This is a genomic window from Penaeicola halotolerans (assembly GCF_016464625.1).
Lineage (GTDB): Bacteria > Bacteroidota > Bacteroidia > Cytophagales > Cyclobacteriaceae > Penaeicola > Penaeicola halotolerans.
On the sequence record NZ_JAEAGO010000001.1, the window covers coordinates 752,171 to 775,005 of the forward strand.

Genomic DNA, 22,835 nt, shown 5'->3' on the forward strand with positions numbered 1-22,835 from the left:
TGCTCATTATCATTTATTTATGAAATTGCGAATGATTTTTGGAAAAGCTTAAATATGAAAACACTGATCGCTATCCTGCTCTGGTTTATACTCTTGGTACTTTGCTGGCCAGTAGCCCTAATCTTGATTATTTTACTACCTTTCATTTGGCTCATCCTTTTACCATTCAGATTGATTGGTTTTACCCTAGATGTAATATTTACTTTAGTCTCTAGCATCCTTCTTTTTCCTTTTAGACTTTTTAGAGGCCTCACCACAAGGTAATAACTGAAAAACTGCTGAATATCAAGTTTGAATTTGTAACTTTAGGCTATCTAAAATTATACGAATTGGAATTTTCAGCATTTGATTTTCATGTCTCCTTACAAGAAGGACTGGACATGATGGGCTTCAAGCAAGCCACCCCCATACAACAACAAGCGATCCCTAAAATACTATCAGGCAAAGACCTCATCGCATGTGCTCAGACAGGAACTGGTAAGACTGGCGCTTTTGTTTTACCCGTTTTGCACAAAATTGCAGTTTCTACACCGCAGAAGCATGTCAATACACTCATCATAGCACCTACTAGAGAGCTAGCTCAGCAAATCGATCAACAGATAGAAGGACTGGCCTACTTCACCCATGCTACCTCTATCGCTATCTATGGCGGAGGTGATGGACAGATCTGGGAGCAGCAGCGAAAAGCCATCATAGAAGGAGTGGACATCCTAGTAGCTACACCTGGACGACTGATCGCTCTGATGAATTCTGATATAACGAGCTTGAGCCAAGTGAAGCACTTGATCTTAGATGAAGCTGACAGAATGCTCGACATGGGCTTCTCTGATGATATCAATCGCATAGTGAGCATGTTGCCCAAAGAGCGACAGACGCTGTTATTTTCGGCAACAATGCCTCCTAAGATTCGCAAGCTGGCGGCAGCTATCTTAAAAGATCCTGAAGAAGTGACGCTTTCTGTATCTAAGCCAGCAGAGAAAATCTCACAAAAGGCATTTCTCACTTATGATACACAAAAGACTCCTTTATTGAAGTTTTTCTTGGACTCAGGCATATATGAAAGTGTGATCGTATTCGCTTCTACCAAAGAAAAAGTGAAGATGCTCGACAAAGAAATGAATAAAAGTGGCATGACTATCAAGGCCTTTCATTCGGACCTTGAACAAGCTGAGCGAGAGGACATCATGCGCGCTTTCAAAGCTAAAAAGGTGCAAGTACTTATAGGAACTGACATACTATCCAGAGGGATAGACGTTGAAAATATCAACTTGGTCATCAACTATGATGTGCCACCAGATCCAGAAGACTACGTTCATAGAATCGGAAGAACGGCCAGAGCCAATACCACTGGAGAAGCGATCACTTTTATCAATGAGAAGGATCAGCAGAAGTTTGCCCGAATCGAGGCACTGATCGAAAGGGAAATCGTCAAAACATCCAGTTTGCCGGCTAGGCTAGGTGATGGTCCCGTCTATGATCCAAAAACAAAAAAATCAGGATTCAAAAAGGGGAGGTCTGGTAAAAAGAAAACTGGGTTTAAAAACAAGAATAAGTCATGAGTAAAGCCCCAATTACAGCTGAAAAAATTGAGAGCCTCTTCGCTAAAATGATGGATAAAGAGGAACAAGAAGCTTTTATCTATGCAGACGAACTATCTGCCATTGGTACGCCAGAGATTCTTGAACGTTTAAAAGCCATACTTATCAGCGATGATTATGAAAACGCTTACCTAGCAGCACGTGCCATAAGCAATATCAAGGATAATCAAAGTGCTTTGCCCATATTGCTAGATCTCATCCATGACCCTAAAAATAAACTTAAGAATGGGGGATTTGTAGCAGCCCTGGAGGGATTTGACTTAAGTGCGCACTTTGTCGATATATTTAGAATTTACCTTTTTGGCAATTTCAAATCTTCTGCTTTAGCCAAAGAATACCTAGACTATGTAGAGTTTGACATTACGCCTAGAACTATCCGAAAAGCACAAAAGCATTGGAAGCATTTTACCAATAACAGCAATCAAGATTTGGATTTTGAAGAAAAGAAGGCTGAGGTTGAGGCTATTTTTGCCGATTTACAGGGACTTTTTGATGCCAATGAACTCAATAATGAAGCTGCAGGGGAAGAATGAAAATAGCGTCATTAGCTGAAATCAAAAAAGAACTTAAATTCCTCTCTGAACAAGAGTTATTCGACTTGATACTTGAGCTGAGTAAGTATAGCACGGATAATAAACACCTGATTTTCTTTCAACTTTTTGGAAGGCACGACCCGAACCTTTATGTAGATATGGTAAAGGAGGAGTTGGCTTCACTATTTGAAGCTACCCATAAAGAACATGCCTATTATGCAAAGAAATCCCTACAGGGTATTCGTAGAAAGTTCAACAAACTGCTCAAATACAATAGAGATAAACTCATCCAGATTGATTTGCTTTTGCACTTTTGTGAGCAAATAGAAAGTTTTGGATATCTTGATCATCAGCATATTGTCATAGAAAACTTGTATTTAGCGCAAATTAGAAAAGCAGAAAATATCTTAAAGAAAATGCACGAAGATATCCAAGCTGACTATGCGTATCGTCTAGAAAACTTAAAGAATCACATCTCATGAGTGAACAAATCAATAATCCACTACATGGAGTCAAACTAGCAGACATCATGGAATATTTGGTAGAAAGATATGGATGGGAATCTCTAGCAGATAGAATTCCTGTACGCTGCTTTATGTATGATCCATCGATTAAAAGTAGCCTGACATTTCTAAGAAAAACTCCTTGGGCTAGAGAGAAGGTAGAAAGACTATATCTGAGAGCTAAGGGATTAGCTTAAAGATTAGAGGCAAAGTTTAAGTATTCATAATTTGTTGTATAATTTATATTATGTTAAGTAAAGATTTTAGATACCCTTCATAGCTTACTTAATCATTTCATTTCCTCTCCTAATTTTCTAGCCATATAAAATTTTTAAACATTCATCTTAGCCCATAGTTATAAATCGTATAACCAATAACTTAAAAAACTATAACATGAAAAGATTAGCATTTTTATTCCTTTCAGTTGCTCTTTTCTCTTGCGGTGGCAATTCAGAACAAGCAGCTGAGACGACAGAAGAAACAATGGTAATGGAAGAGCCAGTAGTTGAAGAAGCTCCTTCTATCGTAGACATTGCTATGTCAAGCGAAAACCACAAAACATTAGTAGCGGCATTACAGGCTGCTGAATTGGTGGATGTCCTCAATGGTGATGGTCCATTCACTGTATTTGCCCCTACTGATGAGGCATTTGCAGCTTTAGATCCTAAGACATTAGAAGATCTATTGAAGCCAGAAAATAAAGAAAAACTAGCAGCTATTTTGACTTATCACGTACTTCCAGCTAAAGCAATGGCAGCTGATGTAACTGATGGTTTAGTAGTAGCTACAGTAAATGGTGCTGAAGTAACACTTAAAGTATCTGCAGGTGCAGTATCTGTAAACGGTGCCAACGTAGTAGCAGCTGACTTAGAAGCTAGCAATGGAGTGATTCACGTAATTGATAAAGTGATCCTTCCTCCTTCTGCTTATTGATTATTAAATCAACCACTAATTAAAGACAGGCAAAAATGCCTGTCTTTTTTTTGTCTAAATTTTAATTACACTTTTTCACTCCGTTCTTATTGGTCAAACTAGTCTTTATCAAAAAAGAATGTACAAGCCATCGAATATCTTTATATTTAGAATCTTATTTTAGCAATAACACCTGTAATTATCACTCAAGATGAAGCATATCAAATACTTTATAATCAGTAGTTTATATCTGATTACATTAATAGCAAATTACGCACAAGCTCAGCTAATCGAAAAGGTTTACTTCCCTCCTAAAAATGAGTGGTTAATCAAGTTTCCAGAAGAAACTGGTATGGATAGGATCTTACTAGATCAAGCGGTAAAATATGCCGAACAAAATGAAAATAAGACTCCGCGAGACTTGAAAATGGCGCATTATCAGAGTTTCGGAAGAGAGCCTTTTGGAGATGCCATTGGCCCATTCAAAGATCGTGGAGAAGCCACTGGCTTGATCATACATAAGGGCTACATCGTAGCTTCTTGGGGTGACCCAAGTCGTGTAGATCAGACATTTAGTGTGGCTAAAAGCTTCCTTTCTACGACAGCTGGATTGGCTTATGATCAAGGTCTGATCAAAAGTGTACATGATAAAGTTTATCCTCAAATGGCACCTGTGATGCCTTATGAACCATGGAAACTTAGCATGAACCGAGCGGATGCATTTAATCAGTCGGATGTCATAGAGCTTTTTGATACGCCACATAATAGAAAAATCACTTGGGATCATTTACTCAGACAGACTAGCGATTGGGAAGGTACGCTCTGGGGCAAACCTGACTGGGCAGATAGACCTGATAGAGATGTCAATAAATGGTACAATAGACCTCGTGTGGAACCAGGAACAGTCTATGAGTATAATGACACACGTGTTAATTTATTAGCCTTAGCCTTATTAAATATTTGGAGAAAACCTCTTCCACAAGTACTTAAAGAACAAGTAATGGATCCTATCGGAGCTTCCGCTACTTGGAGATGGACTGGCTATGATAACTCATGGGTGGTGTTGGATGGAGTGCCTGTACAGTCTGTTAGTGGTGGATCTCACTGGGGAGGTGGACTCTATATCAATGCCTATGATCAAGCGAGATTTGGCTATTTGACCTTACGAAATGGCAACTGGAAGGGCCAGCAAATCATCTCTGAAACCTGGCTGAAAATGGCTAAGACCCCTACTCCTGCTCAACCTACCTATGGTTTCATGAATTTCTTTTTAAATGATGAAAAGAAATCATTGCCATCAGCTCCTGAGACGGCATTTTACCACTTAGGTGCAGGAAACAACTTTATCTACGTAGATCCTGAAAATGATCTGGTAATCGTAGCGCGATGGATTAGAAATGACGCCATGGATCCACTCGTGGGGAAAGTCCTCAAGGCTATCAAAAAATAGATCTGACAGTATCAAACATATTGGTAAGCCCAATAAATCAGAACAAATTGTAAAGGGAGCCTCAGCAGTAAAATCCATTTTGGTATGCCGAAGCTCCCTTTTTGATACATATAAATATTAGCAGGAAATACCGCTATCAATAGTAGCATAATTCCCCAAGCGGCTATAGACTGCGTGTCTATATACAATAGTCCTACACCTAAAGTCATTTCGGCCAATCCAGCAAGCTTATTGAGCAATTTTGGATTGGGAAAGTATGGAGGAATGATTCGTTCGAAACCTTTAGGAAATAGAAAGTGGCAAGCCCCTGCTACGATCAAAAGCAGGGACAAAATGTACATGTCTAATTGCTCCATCTTAGAAATTGGTAAATATTTTTTCCAAAATCTTATAAGAAATCAAATAAGTAGGTCTGATACCTTCTAGTCCTAGTGCGCCAGAAGCCAATGTACTACCAGTTTCGAGTGGATTATCTGAGGCGTAGTATGCATAAGAGACTTTTACATTTCTATTGATGTTATTTCTAATCTTACTAGCAGACTGGATAGCCTTGTGATAGTGGGCGCCTTCCATCTCTAGTCCGATTGCATTCCAGCTAGATTCCATAAAGTAGCGAAGTACATCCTTATTTTGAAGTGAAGTTCCGAGTACACTGATCATTGTACCTTCAAATACCTTGAGTCCATAGCCTTCAAAAGCGCTCTTTCTTAGTTCGTTTTTGATTGGATAATTGTCCGCAGTGCCCTCAAAAACGTGTGCTGTAGGAATCATGATATCTCCTTTTCCTCCTTGTAATATCCCTGCTTTGCCCATGATACTAACAGAGACTACATTGATTGGTAAGCTTTTCTTTCCTGGTATATCCAATGGCTTGAACAACTCATCCAAACATTCAAAGGCTTGCTCACCAAATGCATAGTCCATCACGAGCAATACCGGCATCTTTTTCTCATCTGTTTTGGTAAGTTTGACACCCGGCAAAACGGTGCTGAAATCCATTTTGGCTGTATCGATCAATTGTACACCGATATTTGTTCCACTTAAATCAGGCAGCTCGATCAAGCCATGTCTTGAGGCATAATTGAAAATATCCTTTTGGGCATTTTTCTTAGTATTTTGGACGATATCCATGGCCACCTTTTCGATATCTTCATAGGTATTTTTTCCCAGTGCTTGATGCGCATAGATGACATTGACTATACTGTGCAAATTGGCAGAAATGATGTGAATAGGTCTTTGGATGAGATTTTCTGCCTTGAGAACTTCTTTGACTCTGGTAGCCCAGAGATCTCCATACACGTGATGACCTACGCGCTCCCTCAGAGTGGCTGAAAAAGAGATTTCGCGATCTTTTTCCAGTGTATTTTCTTCTATAGAAAGTTGTCCCAAGTAGTAGATAATGGCAAAGAGACTATTGGAATAACTCTTGTCAAACTTAGATACTGCTTCTCGTGTCTCATCGAAAGTACGACCTGTGATGTGACTTAGATATGAACAAGCCGCTTCCTTGTCAAACTCCTCTCCTGCTATTTCCTTATTGACTATTTCACGAAGCATCTGCCAGTCAGGCGTCTCTCTACCCTTATGATCTGTACTGTTTCTGCGTATCTTTTCGGCTTCAATATTCAAAAAAGTTAAGTGAGTCAAAATATCATAAATATCGCTTCGACCCCTTGTCATCTCTACATACATCTGAGATTCATCTACTCTGTAGCAGTTACGCTTACGCTTGGGTGGTACGATCGCCTCAAAATCAGAGTGCTCATAACCTTCTCTGGAAATAAGTCTAATATATCGACATTGCTCTATACCCTTTGGTAATCGCTCCATGACATACAGTAGTCCGTCAAGCTCTATTTTTTCTGGATCTGTGATGAGACCATATATCTCTGGCTTTAAAACCATCAAAGACTCTACAAGTGACTCACCAGATACGCCCATTGGTTTGTAAGAACCCCTCATAAAAAGGTGTCTCATAGTGATATATAGTTTTTCAATGGCGGCTCTGGACTCTTGTGCTCTTGTTCTTTTCATATATGTTATGATGAATTGCTATTATTTATTGATCTAAATTCTTCAAAAATAACATTTATAAGCCTGATTAGGAAGTTATCCTTTCATTAATCCCATGTAGATAAAAAACTAAGAGTTTAGGTTTTGAGATTTAAAACTGTTAGATTAGTTCTCAAACCAACCTAACAATCAAATGAGCAAAATATTTAAAGTAGCTTTTCTACTCGCATTAAGTATGTCTTGCTGGTCTTGCGGCTCCAATAGCAATTCTTCAGATTTGAGTAAAGACGCCAAGCTAGCATTAGTGGAAGATGTATTGACACTTCCATTAGACTCTCTGACTACTGCAGAAACTTTCATCCAAGCTTATGTAAAATCTCCTTCAGGTAAAGACTTGCTCGCTTTTCTCAATGATCCTGATAACTCTCTATACTACCAAGACCTAGAGACGGGCAAAATAGTCCATAAAGTAGCCTTTCAAAAGGATGGACCAAATCGCGTAGATGCTTCAAGAATGGGTGTTTATATCCATAGCTACGACACATTGGTCACAGCGATGGGACAAAGCATTCTTTATGTAAATAGCCAAGGAGAAATCTTTCATAAAATAGACTTGAGTCAATATGATCAGTCAGCACTCAATGGAGAGATTTTCTTACTTTTTGGCTCAAATGGAAACTATAAGCCACTTTTCATTGATGGCAAGATATATCTACCATCTACCCCACCCATCTTTCAATGGACGAGTCTCCCACTAGAAGATATTCAAAATAGTGCAGCTGTCGTGGAGATAGATACTGTAGCAAAGACAATAAAAAATAAACTAAACTTTCCTGCTGCATACGTCACAGATGCCCGTAAGATTTACTTCTCTGCGATAGAAAAAAGTGTCGATGGAGACATCGTACTCAATCTCAGCAGATCTCATGATCTATATAAGTGGAATGGAGAAGAGCTGACAGTAAAATCAGCCAAAGCGAGCATTTTACCCCAAGATGATCTGCCTCCTTCTAAAGCAGATTTCTTTCAAGATATGGAAGAGTTCGGTCGATATTTCAATGAAGCAGATAGCTATGGCTCATTAATTTTTGATCCCTACAAAAAAGTGTATTATAGATTGGCTTACAGCGATAAAACTGAAGAAGTCAAATCTTTTAATGAGGGCTTTGAGACTCCTAACTATCAAGGAACTAAGCAAAGTGTATTGCTACTAGACGCTAATCTGAATCTGATTGATGAGCTCATACTTCCCACACAAAAATTTGTAGTCGAGCGATATTTCGTCACACCTAAAGGATTATACTTATCTGCCACGCATCCCCGATATGATCGCCTCAGTGAAGATGAAGTGACTTATTCTCTCATTGAAATAAAAAATTAACATTGATATTTTTATAAAACTTGGTTTATAAAGCACCGATTTCAGTAAATTGGTGCTTTATCATTTCATTTAATTTTTAGTATATGTTTTCCACCTATCTCAAACATGGATGGCTGAAACTCGCAAGATCTAGAGGATTTGGAAGAGAAATAGGCACCATGATCGCCATTGGATTTCTAAGCCTCATGATCCTTGGTTACTTATTAGCCTTAGGGTTTTACCTAAACACACTTTTAAGTGAAGTTTTTGGAGTTAGTGATACCATCACTTACCTAAATGGCTTATTGATCTACTACATCGTGTATGATTTCCTATTGAGGTACTTTCTTCAAAATGTACCTGTCATGGATATCGTACCCTATCTGCATCTGCCACTCAAAAAGTCCGGCATGATACACTTTATTTTATTGAAGTCGATCTTCAAGCCTATCAACCTGATTTCTTTGGTAGTCTTTGGTCCATTTGCATTTACCGTCATCAGTGAGTCCTATGGAAATGTGACAGCTTGGAGTTGGATCTCTAGCCTGCTAGCGATATCTATCATGCTGCATTATCTAATGATTATTTTCAAGAAAAAACTGGACGGCAGTCCTACAGGTATATTGGTCATTTTCTTATTATCAATACTCACTATAGGTGCTGATTATCTAGGTTGGTTTTCTTTAAGACCAGTTTCTTCTCAGTTATTTAACTTGACTTTAGAGACACCCTGGTTGCTCACTCTGGTATTTATTGCTGGTACCTTTCTATCATATACGATTGATTTCAAATATTTTAAGCGAAATCTATACATAGAAGAATTAGAAGTCAAAACTCAAAGTGAGGCAAGAATTACCCCTGGACTCTCCTACCTTAGTTCATTAGGCAGAGTTGGTGAGTTGATCAGCTTAGAGATCCGGCTGATCGTCCGACACAAAAAATCAAAGATGATGCTTGTACTCAGTGGAGCACTACTCCTATATGGTTTAATTTTCTATAGAGATCCTGCTATGATGGAAGAGCTACCTGGCTTTTCTATTTTCGTGGGAGTTTTTATCACGGGTATTTTTATGCTCAATTATGGTCAGATGCTCTTTAGCTGGCAGGGCAAACACTTCGACTTCATCATCACACAGGATATCACATTAAAAGACTATATCAAATCAAAGTATTATTTGCTTGCTGGTGTGAGTGTGGTGTGTTTTATTTTGAGCATTCCCTATGTTTATTTTGGCTGGTGGGTGCTACTCTGTTACATAGCCGTGATTTTGTTCAATCTGGGTGTCAATATCTTCGTCTTGATGAACTTCGCTATGTGGAATCCAAAGCCTATGGATCTCAATAAAAGTAGCATGTTTAATTATGAAGGTATCGGTGCAGCTCAGTGGCTTATGGGTATACCTATTCTCGTAGGCCCATATGTGATCTATGGTCCTTTGACATTTACTTTAGGGCAGTATTGGGCACTCGCAGGTATAGCGATAGTTGGTCTTATTGGTGTGATTTTTCATCAAAAACTCATCGATTATACTGCTAAGCGCTTTTTAGCAAAAAAATATGCCATCGCTTCAGGTTTTAGACAAGAATAAAAAACGAAATCATGATACAGATATCTCAACTAAATAAGCAATACAAGACAGAAGTCGTACTAAATATAGACCAACTAGAAATCCCCGCTGGAGAATCTTTCGGCCTTGTAGGGAATAATGGTGCTGGTAAAACGACTCTTTTTAGAATTATACTAGATCTCATCAGACCAAGTGCAGGAGAAGTTTTGATCAATGGTCAAACTAATGTTAGCGATGATTGGAAGAAGTTTACTGGGTCATTTTTAGACGAACGTTTTCTAGTCGATTATTTGACTCCAGACGAGTACTTCCAATTTGTGGCAGGACTTCATGGTTATACTGCGGCTGATTTAGATCAATACTTGAGCACTTTCGATGAGCTCTTCAACGATGAGATCAGAAATAAAAAGAAATATATCAGAGATCTCTCTAAAGGAAATCTCAAAAAAGTAGGCATAGCAGCTGCTATGATGGGAAATCCTGAACTAGTGCTACTTGATGAGCCCTTTGAAAACCTAGACCCTAGCTCACAGATCAGACTCAAGAAAAGAATCAATCAAGAGCGCGAATCTCGTAAAGTCACTTTCTTGATATCTAGTCATGACCTGAATCATGTCACTGAGATTTGTACGCGATTTGTGATATTGGAAAAAGGTAAAATCGTTCAAGATATCAAAGGTCAAGAAAATGCTCTGAGTCAATTAGAAGCCTATTTCAACGCTTAATTTTATTCAGCAAATGTATAATCCCTTAGAGAAATCTAAGGGATTTTTTTATTGTTTCAGTATATGTGCTTTAGAGACACTTTGGATCAAAGCAGCTATGAGCATCACTAAAATACAGCCGATGGCATTGTACCATAGAAAGCCTATGTTGTATGAATACTTTCCTAAATCTTCTCCATTAAACCAGTGGAGCATTAATATCAAGGCCTCAGAAATCAAAGCTGCTATAAAGACAGCTCTGCCACCAATCCACTTCATATAAAACGCTACTAAAAAGATCCCCAAAATGGCACCATAAAATAAAGAGCCTAGTAGATTGACTGCTTGAATGAGATTTTCAAAAAGAGATGCATATGTCGCAAATAAGATGGCAAACGATCCCCAAAGAAAAGTAAACCACTTAGAGGACTTGACATAATGTCCGTCTGAAGCTGTTTTTTTGATACTCCTTCTATACAAGTCTACTGTGGTGGTAGATCCTAGCGCATTAAGCTCAGATGCAGAAGAAGACATGGCCGCAGAAAAAATCACTGCGAACAGTAATCCTATCAGTCCTTTAGGTAAATGATCCATCACAAATCTCATGAATACGTAATCAGTATCCCTTGTCTCGGCATTAGGGTCATTTTGGAGTACGAGTTCTTTTACCTCATCTCTGATTTGCTCTTGTGAAGCCTGATAGCTTTGGAGTTTTTCTTTGATTTGATTTACTTTCACTTCATCTTCAGCTTTGATAGCCGCTATCATTACTTGGATATCGGCTTTTTTAGCTTCAAATACTTCCCCATAAGCAGACTCAAGTCGAGTATATTCAGGCGCTAAATCACTTTCTATGAGCTTTTCAGTTTGTACCTTATTGAAGAAAACTGGAGGCTGATAGTATTGATAAAACACAAAAACCATAGCGCCTATAAAGAGAATGATAAACTGCATCGGTATTTTAAGTAAACCATTCATCAACAGACCTAATCTACTTTCTGTCAGAGACTTACCTCCTAGATATCGCTGCACCTGTGACTGATCCGTACCAAAATATGAAAGAAATAAAAACAGTGCACCAGTAATTCCAGACCAAAAGTTATATCGATCACTGATATTAAAATTAAAATCTATGGTATCCAGCTTACCCATTTTACCAGCTACATGAAGGGCCTCACCAAATCCAATCGGCAAATACTGAATGACTAAGAAACCAGCCAAGATCATCCCACCCATCATAACAGCCATCTGTTGCTTCTGCGTGACGCTGACAGCTTTAGTCCCTCCGGATACAGTATAGATGATTACCAAAAGACCAATTAGAACATTGGTAAACGTCAAATTCCAACCCAAGATCGTAGACAGAATAATCGATGGAGCATAAATGGTAATACCAGCCGCTAGGCCACGCTGTATCAAAAACAATAGGGCTGTCAGTGTTCTAGTCTTTAAATCAAAGCGGTTTTCTAAGAACTCATAAGCGGTATAAACTTTCAACCTATAAAAAATGGGAATGAATGTCACCGACAAAATAATCATGGCAATAGGCAGTCCTAGATAAAACTGTAGGAATTGCATTCCGTCTTCATAAGCCTGACCTGGTGTAGAGAGAAAAGTAATAGCACTCGCCTGAGTAGCCATGATAGATAGTCCTATCGTCCACCAATTCATTGTCTTTCCACCAGTCAGGTAGCCTTCCATATCTTGCTTCCCTCGAGTCTTATAGACCCCATAGGCTACTATAGAAAGTAAGGTACCAAAAAGTATAATCCAGTCAATATAACTCATGAGTAAGAGACTTTAAACCAATATAATAGGACAATGGAAAGTATGAAACCTATCAACACCAAGAGGTACATTTGTTTCCAAGTCTTTACGAATGGCGGCTTTAAATCCTTATCTTCTATTTCCATTGATCGTTTGATTTTTTCCAGTCTCTATCATGTTGACAAAAATCCTAATCGCCCCAGGAACTCCGGCAGGAAGCTGCCTAAACCATGAATAACCTGTATAAATGTAATGCCCTTTTCCGTAAGGTGCGATCAAAAGCGCTCCTGACTTATCAGTCTCTCCTGGGTCATGTCCACTGAAAAATGCTTGAAAAGCACTGTCCCATTGATTGGGAAAGTAAAGTCCCCTCTCCTGCACCCAACCTTCAAAGTCGGCTTGAGTTAGTTGATTAGGCGCTTCCATAAATGGATGGTTTGGTAGTAAAAAATTTACCCTCGACTCTTCTACTGTGATCCTATCTCTAGACAATTGCAATGGAAAAGGAGCTAAATTATTCGTCACCAATCGACTATTAGTGTTGTATTGTACTATAAAGTTGCCGCCATTTCGAACATACTCAAATAGTACATCCTGCTTTTGATTTAAATACTCTACCGTATTGTAAGCTCTTATACCAGCTATGATCGCATCATACTGACTTAAGTTAGTCAAAGTCAGGTCCTCTTCTGATAGTAAATTAACTTGATACCCGAGTTGTCTCAATACTTCTGGAACTTCATCTCCTGCACCCACTATGTAGCCTATTTTTTTTGATAAAGTGTTTACATTTACCTTAGCTACTCGAAGGGCCGAGTTAGGAAAAAACACTTGTCTTGGAATATGCGGATAATCTATTACTTCTCGTCCTCTGCTGTATTTAATACCATTGACTTCAAAGACTATTTGCATATCAGTAGTAGTTTGAACATTGTTAGCTTTTATTTTAAAAGTCTTAGTGACTGACTGGCCCTTGTCAAGTGTCACCTCATAAGAAGCTGGACTAATGTTCCAGCCAGCTGGTAATCCAATGAGATAAACTTTTCCAGTAGTAGCCTCATAGTTATTTGACACGACTACATCCACTAATTTTTCTTCTTGATCGGTAATGACTAAGAGCTTTTCTTTAAACTGAGTGGTAATCGCAGGCTCGATGCTGATCGGAAAATAAACTTCTCCATCAACTGGATCTGTGCGTTTGTATACTAGAGGTAAATCGATCACCATAGATTGATCAGCGATTACTAATTCAACCTTAGCAGAAATAGCTGGCTTATTCTCTGCTAAGCCAAGATTTTCATATCCTTCAATCTCAAAAAAACCATTATTGGGCGTTTCCTCCAACCAATATGGCTGGCTAATATCATAATCAGATGGTAGTATCAATGAAAGTGCTTGTTGACTAGTCACACCCTTTTTCAAAGCCAGATTACTCTCCATCTCTTTATTTAAGATAGATACTCTTTTTACCATAACCGAAGCATCATTTCTCAAAACCGCAGATAATGTCACTTGAAAAGCCGCTCCAGGAAATAGTGAAGACTCATTAGCCCTAAGCTCTATAAAGAGTCCCAATATATCTTGAATAAGCTTTTCTATCTCTTGGAGTTTCATGTCCCTAAGATATGAGCTTGGCAATTTTAAAATATTCGTTCTCACCTGAAGCAAGCCATCCAGACTTTTTTCAGGATGTAAGAAATCGTAACAAGCAATTAACTGATCTAACTGCTGACCAACAGATGACCCATTAGTTATTCGTCTCCATGAGGTATCTACCCCATCGAGATAGGACGAGTTAAAAGGCTCGCCCTTTACAAATTTTAAATTATCCCTAGTATAGTCTCTGGTCGGTGATGAGCCAAACCCTTGGCTTTTATGCATGGTGCGGCTTTTTGCGGCTATTTCAGTATATGACTGGCCTATGAGCGGATTATAGCTGCCTACATTGAAAGAATAGTACTGTTTATTATTCAAATCTGCTGGTTCTTCTTCCCAATTATAGGTATTCCAAAAAAGTCTCTTTGGCTGCCACGGCTTTACATATTTTAATTGTTCAGGATAAGCCTTAGGATCTCCAGCCAGATCAAAAGCTTCTTCTGCAAGGATAGCAGAGGCTGTATGATGGCCGTGATTACCTCCTGGAGTAGTATTAAACCTAGTGATGATGACATCAGGCTGAAGCTTTCTGATCATCCAGACGACATCTCCCAAAAGTTGTTGCTTATCCCAAACTCCAAAAGTCTCATCTGGATTTTTACTAAAACCAAAATCTAAAGCACGAGTAAAATACTGTTCACCACCATCAATCCTTCTAGCCTGTAGCAGTTCTTGGGTTCTGATCATCCCGAGTCGCTCTCCTATTTGAGTACCGATCAGATTTTGTCCACCATCCCCTCTTGTGAGGGCAAGATAGTTGACATTCATCTTTTCTCCTTTAGACAAATAGGCAATCAAACGTGTATTTTCATCATCAGGATGTGCAGCTACATACAGCACAGACCCTAATGTATTCAGTTTTTTGAGTTGCTCATAGATCTCTACGGCATTAGCATTTTGTGGAGAAACTTGTGCGCTTACAGAACTTGAGTAAGCTAATAAGTAAATCAGGATTAGGCTAAGAAAGCCATTCTTGTAGTCCATAGTTAGATACATTAATCTCTATCAGGCAATTAATACTTAAATCGCCAATTAGTCTTAAAGTCAGGTGTTAATTTTTGTTCAGTCAATATCGCTCTTACAAGCTCTACAGGAATTGAATTGTTTCGTAAGATGATGTCATGAAATGCTTTCTCTGTCATTTTACCACTTGCTACAACTTCTTTTTTGAGTGCATAGAACTGCATCCCTCCGATCATATAGGCAATCTGATAAAGGGGTCCATAGTTACCCATAAAAGATCTTCTCACTTCAGCTTCTGCATTAGCTCTTTCATGGCCTACTTTGTCTACAAGCATATCTATCGATTGTTGGGGAGTCATCTGACCTAAGTGATATGACAATGAAAATATGATTCTAGCACACCTATGCATACGCCAGAAAAGCATACCCACTTCGTCTTCTGTACTTTTGGCAAATCCCTTATCCCAAAGGTTCAATTCCCAATAAAGTGCCCAACCTTCTGTCCAAAATGGCGTACTAAAAGCTCTTCTGTAAGGCTTATAGCGCTGATTCATGAATTGTTGTAAATGATGACCAGGAATCAACTCATGATGTACTACTGCTCTAGTAAAGTGTGGATTATTTCCTCTTAGGCTCATCACTTTGGCATCATGAGGCATATCATCAGTTGGGTAAGCTATCAATACTCTTTCACCTCCTAGAAAAAATGGTGCAAATAACTGTTGCTGTGGACTCATCATGTCCATTCTCCATGTTTCCTTAGCCATTTCATCGAGGGTGAGTAAATCATGATCCTCTACATATTTAATAGCTTCTTCTGCTAGTTCGTTGACCAAAAATGGTTGCTGACCTACAGGAACATGCTTATCTTTGACATATTCCAAAGCAGCTTTCCAGTCATTACCAAAGCCTAGCTTAGCAGAGGCTTTTAGCATTTGCTCCTCACACCAAGCAAACTCCTTATTGGCTATTTCAATCAATTCTTCTGGAGTATATGGAATAAATTCCCTAGCCAATTGCAATTCAAGTGCTTTTCTACCTATAGGCTTTCCTATGATACCGCTTCCATCGTCTTTGAGATCCTTGTTTGAATAAAAATCCTTCAAAAATGCCTCATATGCTTTGAGTTCTTTTTCCAATACTTGCCATGGCTGATCTACCCACCAAGTGAATTCAGGATGGTAATTCATATAAAAATCAACTGCTGATTTAAGGTTTACTCTCAAATTTGCAGTCAGATCCGCTGCATGAGATGCGACAATCCATGAACCAAAGGCTTCTCCTTTCTTTAAGCTAGCTTGTAAGTCTTTGATCTGACCTACCGCTTTATGGATTTCCTCTGCGATTTGTCTTGAATTGATAGGTGCTGCCCTTCTTCTATCTTGAATGAAGTGAATCAGATTTTCAGAAAACTCGATGACATGCCTGACCTCTAAATACTCATTTCGCTTAATTGTATTTTCATCTATACTTTTATCTAGTAGATTTCTAAAAAGTACATAGTCTATTTTTTCAGTTTGTGACAAAGCATCGAAATTCATTTTATTTAAAACAGCATACCAGTCGTTATAGAGCTTATCCATCCGTGTAAAATACTCTTCATTCAGTAAGGTATACTTGCGCTCCAATGCGCCTTTATCTGCTTGGTACTGGCTAATCAACTCATAAAGTTTAGAGTTAGCTGAGCTGGCACTCAATTGAAAATTGGATGAAAGGCAAAAGAGAATAACAATTATCTTAAAGCAAGTCTTCATAATCACCAAGATTTAGAGAAATAAAAATAAGGATAACCCAGTTCAAAAAGTTAAAATATCTATGAACGGTAAAATGAATGGCTAAAGCCCTTATTGCTTGATAAGCATAAAAGTCAGCACAAAAAAAAGAGGACCTAAGTCCTCTAATTTAATCTAAAACAATCTAATCTTTAATTCTTAGCCATCAACTCCCAGCCCATTGTGTAGCATACAGTCTTTCTTATAGGCTGATCTTCCAAAGTAGCAGGATTCCATTTTGGCATCATTGACATGATCTTAACCAATCTCTTTTCTACTTCCTTGTTTGAGTTGTCGTATATGGTAGGGTATGTCACTGTTCCGTCAGGATTTACATCAAACGAAAAGTTTAATACAAACTTATTTTCCTTTTTTACAGGTGCTAAAAGGTAGTTTTCAAATTTAGCGATGTAGGCATCCAGAGCTTGCTCTCCTCCTGGAAATTCAGGAAGTTGTGCAAATGAATCACAAGCTATTTTATTTCCTCTAGCATCGAAACACTTACCTTCTTTTAAATCACCCAACTCATAATACTCAGCTCTCATGATTTGACCATTCTCATGGTAAGATTCGACTAAACCATTGAGGTGTCCGAACTTAGACTCAGTCTTAAGTTTAAGATTACCATTTTCGTAGAAATAACTTATAACCTCAATAGGCTCTTCGTTTTCATTGATGTAAGAGAAGGTCTCTTGAACTTTGTTGCCATCTAAGTCATATATGACAGCAAATTCACCATTTGCTTTTTCTTCTACTTCTTTGATGTAAGAAGCGCGCTTCTTGTTAGGAACATCATAACCGTTTCTGTCAAGAAAAATATTTTGCTGTGCAGATACAGTTAAAGTAATGAGTACGAGTCCGATAGAGAGTAAGCTTTTCATACGATCTGAAAACTTTTATTTTTTTTCAATTCTTAATGATCCAAAGTTAATACCAATTACGTAGATAATAATGCATTTCATATACAAATTTTTACAGGACAAATATGTCCATTTTGTACTTTTCCGCTGCTAATCATCTTAAATGATTCCTTAAGGATCATTTATATATAATTTTTCTAAGAATTAGTCTTTGAAATTAATTTTCAGTTAAACCACTTAAACTGAGTTCAATAGATTTTTTTAGGGTATGAAAGTCAGATATTCGTATTTAAAGCGTATAAAAAATTGATAAATATCAAGAATAGCAATACGTAACAGGCTTAAATTAAAAGCTTTAGAGAAGATAAAACGCATAAAAAAAAAGGATAGTCGAAAACTATCCTTTTGATGATGGAGCCCCCTGCCGGGATCGAACCAGCGACCTACTGATTACAAGTCAGTTGCTCTACCAGCTGAGCTAAGGAGGCGATACTATAAGAAGATTTAAAAAGAGCCCCCTGCCGGGATCGAACCAGCGACCTACTGATTACAAGTCAGTTGCTCTACCAGCTGAGCTAAGGAGGCGTTAATAAATCTTTTTTTGATTTGACCTTTGTGTCAAATGCGAGTGCAAATATAGATTTTGAGCTTAAGATATCAAATAATACTGCTCAAAAAATCAGCATTATTTGATATCAGTATCATTTTCAAGGGATTAAAATTGCTGGATAATCTTCAGCTTTTCTTTTAACTTCTCGATCTCTTCGTTTGCCTTCTCTATTTTTTGGTCAAACTCAGCTTTAAGCTTGTCTGCTGTCTTAGATTGAGAAAAGAATTCTAGATTATTTTTCCAAAGTACGATGTTATTTTCGAGTTCAGATATTTGCTTGCGCATACCTATCTCTTTTTTATTAAGGATTTTGGTAGAACTCGTTTCATTCTTGATTTTATTCAAGCTAATTCTAAATACAAGGTTATCTTTCTCCTCTTTTGGCAAATCTAATCCTGCTATATACTGATCTAGCGCCTCGTTAAAAGCCTTAGTTATAGATTTGATATTATTTCTAGGGACAAAACCTATCTCATTCCATCTATTGATGAAGTCTTGAACTTTGTCTTCACTTTTGACTTTATCTTCCTTACTTGCGTTCAAAATCTCTTGGCATAGTGCTTCTTTAGCATTGAGATTAGTGATATACTCTTGATTCTGTTCTTTGGTACCACTTCTTTTTTGATCAAAAAAGAAATCACAAGCTGCCTTAAATCGATTGTATATCGCATCTCTTACTTTTTCAGGAACTGGGCCTATCGCTCTCCACTCATTCTGGAGATTTTTTAGTGCTGTTGCAGTTTTGTCCCACTCTTTACTGTCTTTAAGCGCCTCAGCCTTTTCGACTAAGGCTTCTTTTAACTTTAAGTTTTCTTGACGCTGCTCGTCTAAAGTTTTGAAAAATGCATTTTTATTATTGAAAAACTCCTTAAATGCAGACCAGAAACGCTTATTGATATCTTTAGCTGCTTCTCTAGCGATCATCCCTATGGATTCCCACTCCTTCTGAAGCGCAAGGATTTCTTTCGTTTTGGTGTTCCAAAGCTTTATCTTGTCTGACTTAAAGCTCGTGAATGCTTCTAGCTTAGTAATTAGTGCTTCTTTCTTTTCTAAATTCTCTTTGAAGACTTCTTTTTGAGAATCAAGGTAATCTTTACGCTTTGCGTAGATTTTATCAGACGCTGTCTTAAATCTCAGCCAGAGGCTTTCTTGATCCTCTTTTGGGACAGGGCCTAGGTGTTTAAATTCCTCATGAAGCTCGTTCAAACTGATGATTGCTTCTTTTATATTTTCTTGGCTATCCAGCTTTTCAGCTTTTTCACAAAGCTCCAACTTGGCTTCAAGATTTTTCTTTCTGTCTAATTCCTTGAGCTCAAAGTAGATGCTTCTATGATCATAGAAGCGATCCATTAGGGCATTATAATTTGCCCAAAGTGTTTTATTCTGTTGATAAGGAACCTGACCAATAGCCTTCCATTGGCTTTGAATCTCTTTTATGGCAGCGATACTAGCATTCGTTTCGTCACTATCTAACAACTCTCTAAGCTTTTCTAGCAAAGCAGTTTTTGCCTCTAAATTCTTCTCCTTCTGCTTCTCTTGCTCCTTGATCAGTTGATGTCTTTTATCTTTAAGCAGGGTAAATTGTGCATAAAAACTATGACTGATGTCATCTAGCTTAAAGGCAAAATCTTCTTCTAGACCACCATCTTGGATGAATTTTTCGAGTGCTGTAGCTTTTTCCTTATCTACATGTTCATCAAAAAGTGTTTTCAGCTCATTGAGCTGTTTATCTATTTTTAAAACATTGCCCTTTTCTGCCAAGGTATTAATGGCCTGAAGCAATTGTTCTTTTGAAAAATCACTATAATCTTCCTGATGCTCTTCTTCCTCTTCATGATGTTCTAGCTCATGCGAAGTATCATCTTGTTGTGCTGTAACCTGATCATTCAGTACCTCCGGATTTACTTTATTTTCTTCCGTTTCTTCTCTCTTGGCTTCCATATTTTACTGTCTTTTACCAACCATCTATTGTCCAAAGCTAACAAATTCCTTTTAATTTAATCTTGGGTCTATTGGATAATTTGCCAAGGCTTTATATTTCCCTCCCATATCTTTAAGGCACTGTTTCCAAAGCTCTTCTGACTGTGTTTCCCAGATCATAGAAAGATCCGCTTGTTCAAAAAGCACCCAAGTATCCTCCTCTATCTCCTTCTCTAACTGCCCTGCCTCCCATCCAGAATAGCCCATGAAAAATCTAAAACTATCCACCAGAGCTGTATCTTCTTTCAATCTATCTAAGAGCTCATCAAAGTCTCCCCCCCAGTAGATATCTCCTGCTACGTGTACACTTCCACTGATTGGCTTGATTCCTTTATAGATATAGTGAAGTGTATTTTGTTCCACTGGCCCACCTACATACACCTCATCAGATGTATCAGTGATACTGACTTGATCTATCAAGTCACTCAAGTGAACTATAGAAAGCTTATTCAATACCAAACCAAATGACCCATTGCTATTTGACTCACAAACTAAAATCACAGACCTAAAAAAGCTGTCATCTTTTAGATAAGGTTCTGATATCAATAAGTCTCCTGCTTTGACGGTCATTTTTTAATCAATTTTGGTGATCCTTTGTTAATCATTAGTGCATTCTGTTACTTAGAATTTTAATTGACTAGCAAGGACTTGTAATTAAACAAATCAATATGAATAAACCAATAGCTGATATAAGAAAAGAATATACCCTAGCTACTTTAGAACTAGATCAAGTAGCCAAAGATCCCATATCACAATTTAAAGCTTGGTTTGAAGCAGCTATTAAAAGTGATGTAAATGAACCAAATGCCATGTGTCTATCTACGATCAATTCGGCCAATAGACCCAGTGCTCGCATTGTCCTGCTTAAAGGCGTAGAAGATCAGAAATTTATCTTCTATACAAATTATGACAGTCAAAAAGGAAAAGATTTGATCAATCAGCCTTTTGCAGCCTTGACTTTCTTTTGGCCGGAGCTGGAGAGACAAGTTAGAATCGAAGGAAGTGTACAAAAAGTAAGTTCATTACTTTCCGATGAGTATTTTAATTCTAGGCCTAAGGGTAGCCAATTGGGAGCCTGGGCATCTCCTCAGAGTCAGAAAATAAATAGTAGGTCTGTCTTAGAATCTAATCTAAAAGACCTTGAAAAAGAATATCAAGATAGACAAGTTCCTAGGCCACCTCACTGGGGAGGATTTGAATTGACACCTGATCGCATTGAGTTTTGGCAAGGCCGCGCTAGTAGACTTCATGACAGAGTAGTCTATGAAAAAAAGGCTGACACATGGCACATTAATAGATTAGCACCATAAAAAAAGCCTGTGATGATGATCACAGGCTTTAACTTTATACGAGAAGGATTAATTACCGCCCCCTTTTAATTCTTGAATTCTCTTATCTATTGCTTCTGCTTTTTCAGGCTGCTTGAGTCTATTGTAGATTCCATACATAGGCTCCAATGCTCTCAAGTCATCAGGATTGATTTCGATAGCCTTTTCGAAATATTTAAGTGATTCTCTGTAGATATCATCTGCTTCTTTTAGCTTGCTATCACTATACTTTTCCCAGTCAGCATCGTTCATGTTATTCACTTCATTGACGATCTTACCAGCCATATCTACTAGTAGTGCTCCTGCATAGAAGTTACCATCAAAGAAATCATCCTTTACCTCAGCGGACTTTTTGTAATATTCAAGAGCCTTATCTAGGTCACCTTGCTGCTCCCATAGATATCCATATCTCAAAAGGTTATTAGGATCTCTTGGATCTTTTTCAAGAGACTCTTCTATGCTAGTTTTAGCTTCATCAAGTCTATCCAGCTTGATCAAAATAGAAATCTCATACTCAGAGAAGATTTTCTCATTTGGATAGTCCTTTTGAGCATCTCTTAAAATGGTTAATGCCTCTTCGTTATTTTGCTCTTGCTCAAGTACAATACCTAAAAGTCCAAAGTAAGCCGCAGGATTAACATATTCATCGTTGTCGATTAGTATTTTATAATACTCCTTCGCTGTAGCAAAGTCTTCATTAAAAGCAGCAGTATAAGCGGTATTGTAAACAGCTGTAGTATCTGTAGGGTCGATGTCAGCTGTAAGTTTGAAAAACTTATATGCCATCATCATATCCTCTTGCTCATATGCATCAAGCGCTTTGGCATAAGATAGATACTTCAACCATGGAATACCTTCACCTCTAAGTCCTGGAGGTAGCATCAAGCCATCAGCTAGGACATCCTTATCGATTTCCTTAGTGATTTTACCACCATTGTCCATTTCTTTTGCTTTCTTGAAAACTTCAAAAGCGTCTATGCCATACTTTAGGGTAGATTCTGTATTTGAGCTATCTACCTCATAAGCCTTAGTCAAGATCTTTCCTTTTACAAAAAAGGTATTAGGATCTCCGCTAGTTTCCGAATTTTGTATAGCTTCATTTATTTCAGTTAGCGCCTCTTCATAGTTTCCCTTTTTCAGGTTATTCTCTGCAGACCTAACGACTTTTTTCTGACCGAAAGCAGTTCCGAATACTGCTAATAAGGCCAAAGAAACGATGATCTTCTTCATTTCAGTGTTATTTTAGATTTAAGTTTAG

Annotated in this window: 20 protein-coding genes and 2 tRNA genes; 11 read left to right on the forward strand and 11 right to left on the reverse strand. The window is 38.0% G+C overall.

Annotation, left to right across the window (positions count from 1 at the left end; translation table 11 throughout):
- The first annotated feature begins 54 nt into the window (after window positions 1-54).
- The 7 genes from I5349_RS03395 (at window position 55) to I5349_RS03425 (ending at window position 4,996) form a co-directional block, all read left to right on the forward strand.
- Window positions 55-264 (forward strand): hypothetical protein, encoded by a 210-nt coding sequence (locus I5349_RS03395; protein ID WP_226389321.1) that lies wholly within the window; start codon window positions 55-57, stop codon window positions 262-264.
- A 65-nt stretch (window positions 265-329) separates the two neighbouring features.
- Entirely contained in the window at window positions 330-1,559 is a 1,230-nt protein-coding gene (locus I5349_RS03400; protein WP_226389322.1) for a DEAD/DEAH box helicase, read from the forward strand.
- Window positions 1,556-2,131 (forward strand): HEAT repeat domain-containing protein, encoded by a 576-nt coding sequence (locus I5349_RS03405; RefSeq protein ID WP_226389323.1) that lies wholly within the window; start codon window positions 1,556-1,558, stop codon window positions 2,129-2,131. Before I5349_RS03400 ends, I5349_RS03405 begins: the two co-directional genes overlap by 4 nt.
- A complete protein-coding gene (locus I5349_RS03410; RefSeq protein ID WP_226389324.1) occupies window positions 2,128-2,613 on the forward strand; it encodes a hypothetical protein in 486 nt (161 codons plus the stop codon). The genes I5349_RS03405 and I5349_RS03410 overlap by 4 nt, the downstream gene beginning before the upstream one ends.
- On the forward strand, window positions 2,610-2,831 hold the full coding sequence (locus tag I5349_RS03415; protein ID WP_226389325.1) for a VF530 family protein: 222 nt from the start codon (window positions 2,610-2,612) through the stop codon (window positions 2,829-2,831). The genes I5349_RS03410 and I5349_RS03415 overlap by 4 nt, the downstream gene beginning before the upstream one ends.
- 196 nt (window positions 2,832-3,027) lie before the next feature.
- Window positions 3,028-3,567 (forward strand): fasciclin domain-containing protein, encoded by a 540-nt coding sequence (locus I5349_RS03420; RefSeq protein ID WP_226389326.1) that lies wholly within the window; start codon window positions 3,028-3,030, stop codon window positions 3,565-3,567.
- A gap of 190 nt (window positions 3,568-3,757) precedes the next feature.
- Window positions 3,758-4,996, forward strand: a complete 1,239-nt coding sequence (locus I5349_RS03425) for a serine hydrolase domain-containing protein (RefSeq protein ID WP_226389327.1) — start codon at window positions 3,758-3,760, stop codon at window positions 4,994-4,996.
- 11 nt (window positions 4,997-5,007) lie between these two features.
- Here the strand turns inward: I5349_RS03425 and I5349_RS03430 are convergent, their stop codons facing one another.
- Window positions 5,008-5,352, reverse strand: coding sequence for a DoxX family protein (locus tag I5349_RS03430; RefSeq protein ID WP_226389328.1), 345 nt, complete (start codon window positions 5,350-5,352; stop codon window positions 5,008-5,010).
- 1 nt (window position 5,353) lies between these two features.
- A complete protein-coding gene (locus I5349_RS03435; protein ID WP_226389329.1) occupies window positions 5,354-7,030 on the reverse strand; it encodes a DUF6909 family protein in 1,677 nt (558 codons plus the stop codon).
- Between the two features lie 172 nt (window positions 7,031-7,202).
- Between I5349_RS03435 and I5349_RS03440 the strand changes: the two genes are divergently transcribed.
- The 3 genes from I5349_RS03440 (at window position 7,203) to I5349_RS03450 (ending at window position 10,662) form a co-directional block, all read left to right on the forward strand.
- Window positions 7,203-8,390, forward strand: coding sequence for a DUF4221 family protein (locus I5349_RS03440; RefSeq protein ID WP_226389330.1), 1,188 nt, complete (start codon window positions 7,203-7,205; stop codon window positions 8,388-8,390).
- A gap of 83 nt (window positions 8,391-8,473) precedes the next feature.
- Window positions 8,474-9,958 (forward strand): DUF5687 family protein, encoded by a 1,485-nt coding sequence (locus tag I5349_RS03445; protein WP_226389331.1) that lies wholly within the window; start codon window positions 8,474-8,476, stop codon window positions 9,956-9,958.
- Window positions 9,959-9,969: 11 nt separating this feature from the next.
- A complete protein-coding gene (locus tag I5349_RS03450) occupies window positions 9,970-10,662 on the forward strand; it encodes an ABC transporter ATP-binding protein (RefSeq protein ID WP_226389332.1) in 693 nt (230 codons plus the stop codon).
- A gap of 48 nt (window positions 10,663-10,710) precedes the next feature.
- Here I5349_RS03450 and I5349_RS03455 read toward each other — a convergent pair whose 3' ends face one another.
- The 8 genes from I5349_RS03455 to I5349_RS03490 form a co-directional block, all read right to left on the reverse strand.
- Complete coding sequence (locus tag I5349_RS03455; protein ID WP_226389333.1) at window positions 10,711-12,429, reverse strand: sodium:solute symporter family protein; 1,719 nt, start codon at window positions 12,427-12,429, stop codon at window positions 10,711-10,713.
- A 108-nt stretch (window positions 12,430-12,537) separates the two neighbouring features.
- On the reverse strand, window positions 12,538-15,048 hold the full coding sequence (locus I5349_RS03460) for a PIG-L deacetylase family protein (RefSeq protein ID WP_226389334.1): 2,511 nt from the start codon (window positions 15,046-15,048) through the stop codon (window positions 12,538-12,540).
- Window positions 15,049-15,077: 29 nt separating this feature from the next.
- Complete coding sequence (locus I5349_RS03465; RefSeq protein WP_317194219.1) at window positions 15,078-16,724, reverse strand: DUF885 family protein; 1,647 nt, start codon at window positions 16,722-16,724, stop codon at window positions 15,078-15,080.
- A 227-nt stretch (window positions 16,725-16,951) separates the two neighbouring features.
- Window positions 16,952-17,680, reverse strand: coding sequence for a toxin-antitoxin system YwqK family antitoxin (locus I5349_RS03470; protein ID WP_226389336.1), 729 nt, complete (start codon window positions 17,678-17,680; stop codon window positions 16,952-16,954).
- 391 nt (window positions 17,681-18,071) lie between these two features.
- Window positions 18,072-18,147 (reverse strand) — tRNA-Thr (locus tag I5349_RS03475).
- A 24-nt stretch (window positions 18,148-18,171) separates the two neighbouring features.
- Window positions 18,172-18,244, reverse strand: a tRNA-Thr gene (locus I5349_RS03480).
- Between the two features lie 130 nt (window positions 18,245-18,374).
- Window positions 18,375-20,210: a DUF349 domain-containing protein gene (locus I5349_RS03485; RefSeq protein ID WP_226389337.1), complete on the reverse strand. Its 1,836-nt coding sequence runs from the start codon at window positions 20,208-20,210 to the stop codon at window positions 18,375-18,377.
- Between the two features lie 51 nt (window positions 20,211-20,261).
- Entirely contained in the window at window positions 20,262-20,819 is a 558-nt protein-coding gene (locus tag I5349_RS03490) for a YqgE/AlgH family protein (protein WP_226389338.1), read from the reverse strand.
- 98 nt (window positions 20,820-20,917) lie between these two features.
- Here I5349_RS03490 and pdxH point away from each other — a divergent pair, with 98 nt between their 5' ends.
- Window positions 20,918-21,559, forward strand: coding sequence for a pyridoxamine 5'-phosphate oxidase (gene pdxH, locus I5349_RS03495; RefSeq protein WP_226389339.1), 642 nt, complete (start codon window positions 20,918-20,920; stop codon window positions 21,557-21,559).
- A gap of 48 nt (window positions 21,560-21,607) precedes the next feature.
- Here pdxH and I5349_RS03500 read toward each other — a convergent pair whose 3' ends face one another.
- Complete coding sequence (locus I5349_RS03500; RefSeq protein ID WP_226389340.1) at window positions 21,608-22,807, reverse strand: tetratricopeptide repeat protein; 1,200 nt, start codon at window positions 22,805-22,807, stop codon at window positions 21,608-21,610.
- Window positions 22,808-22,835 lie beyond the last annotated feature (28 nt).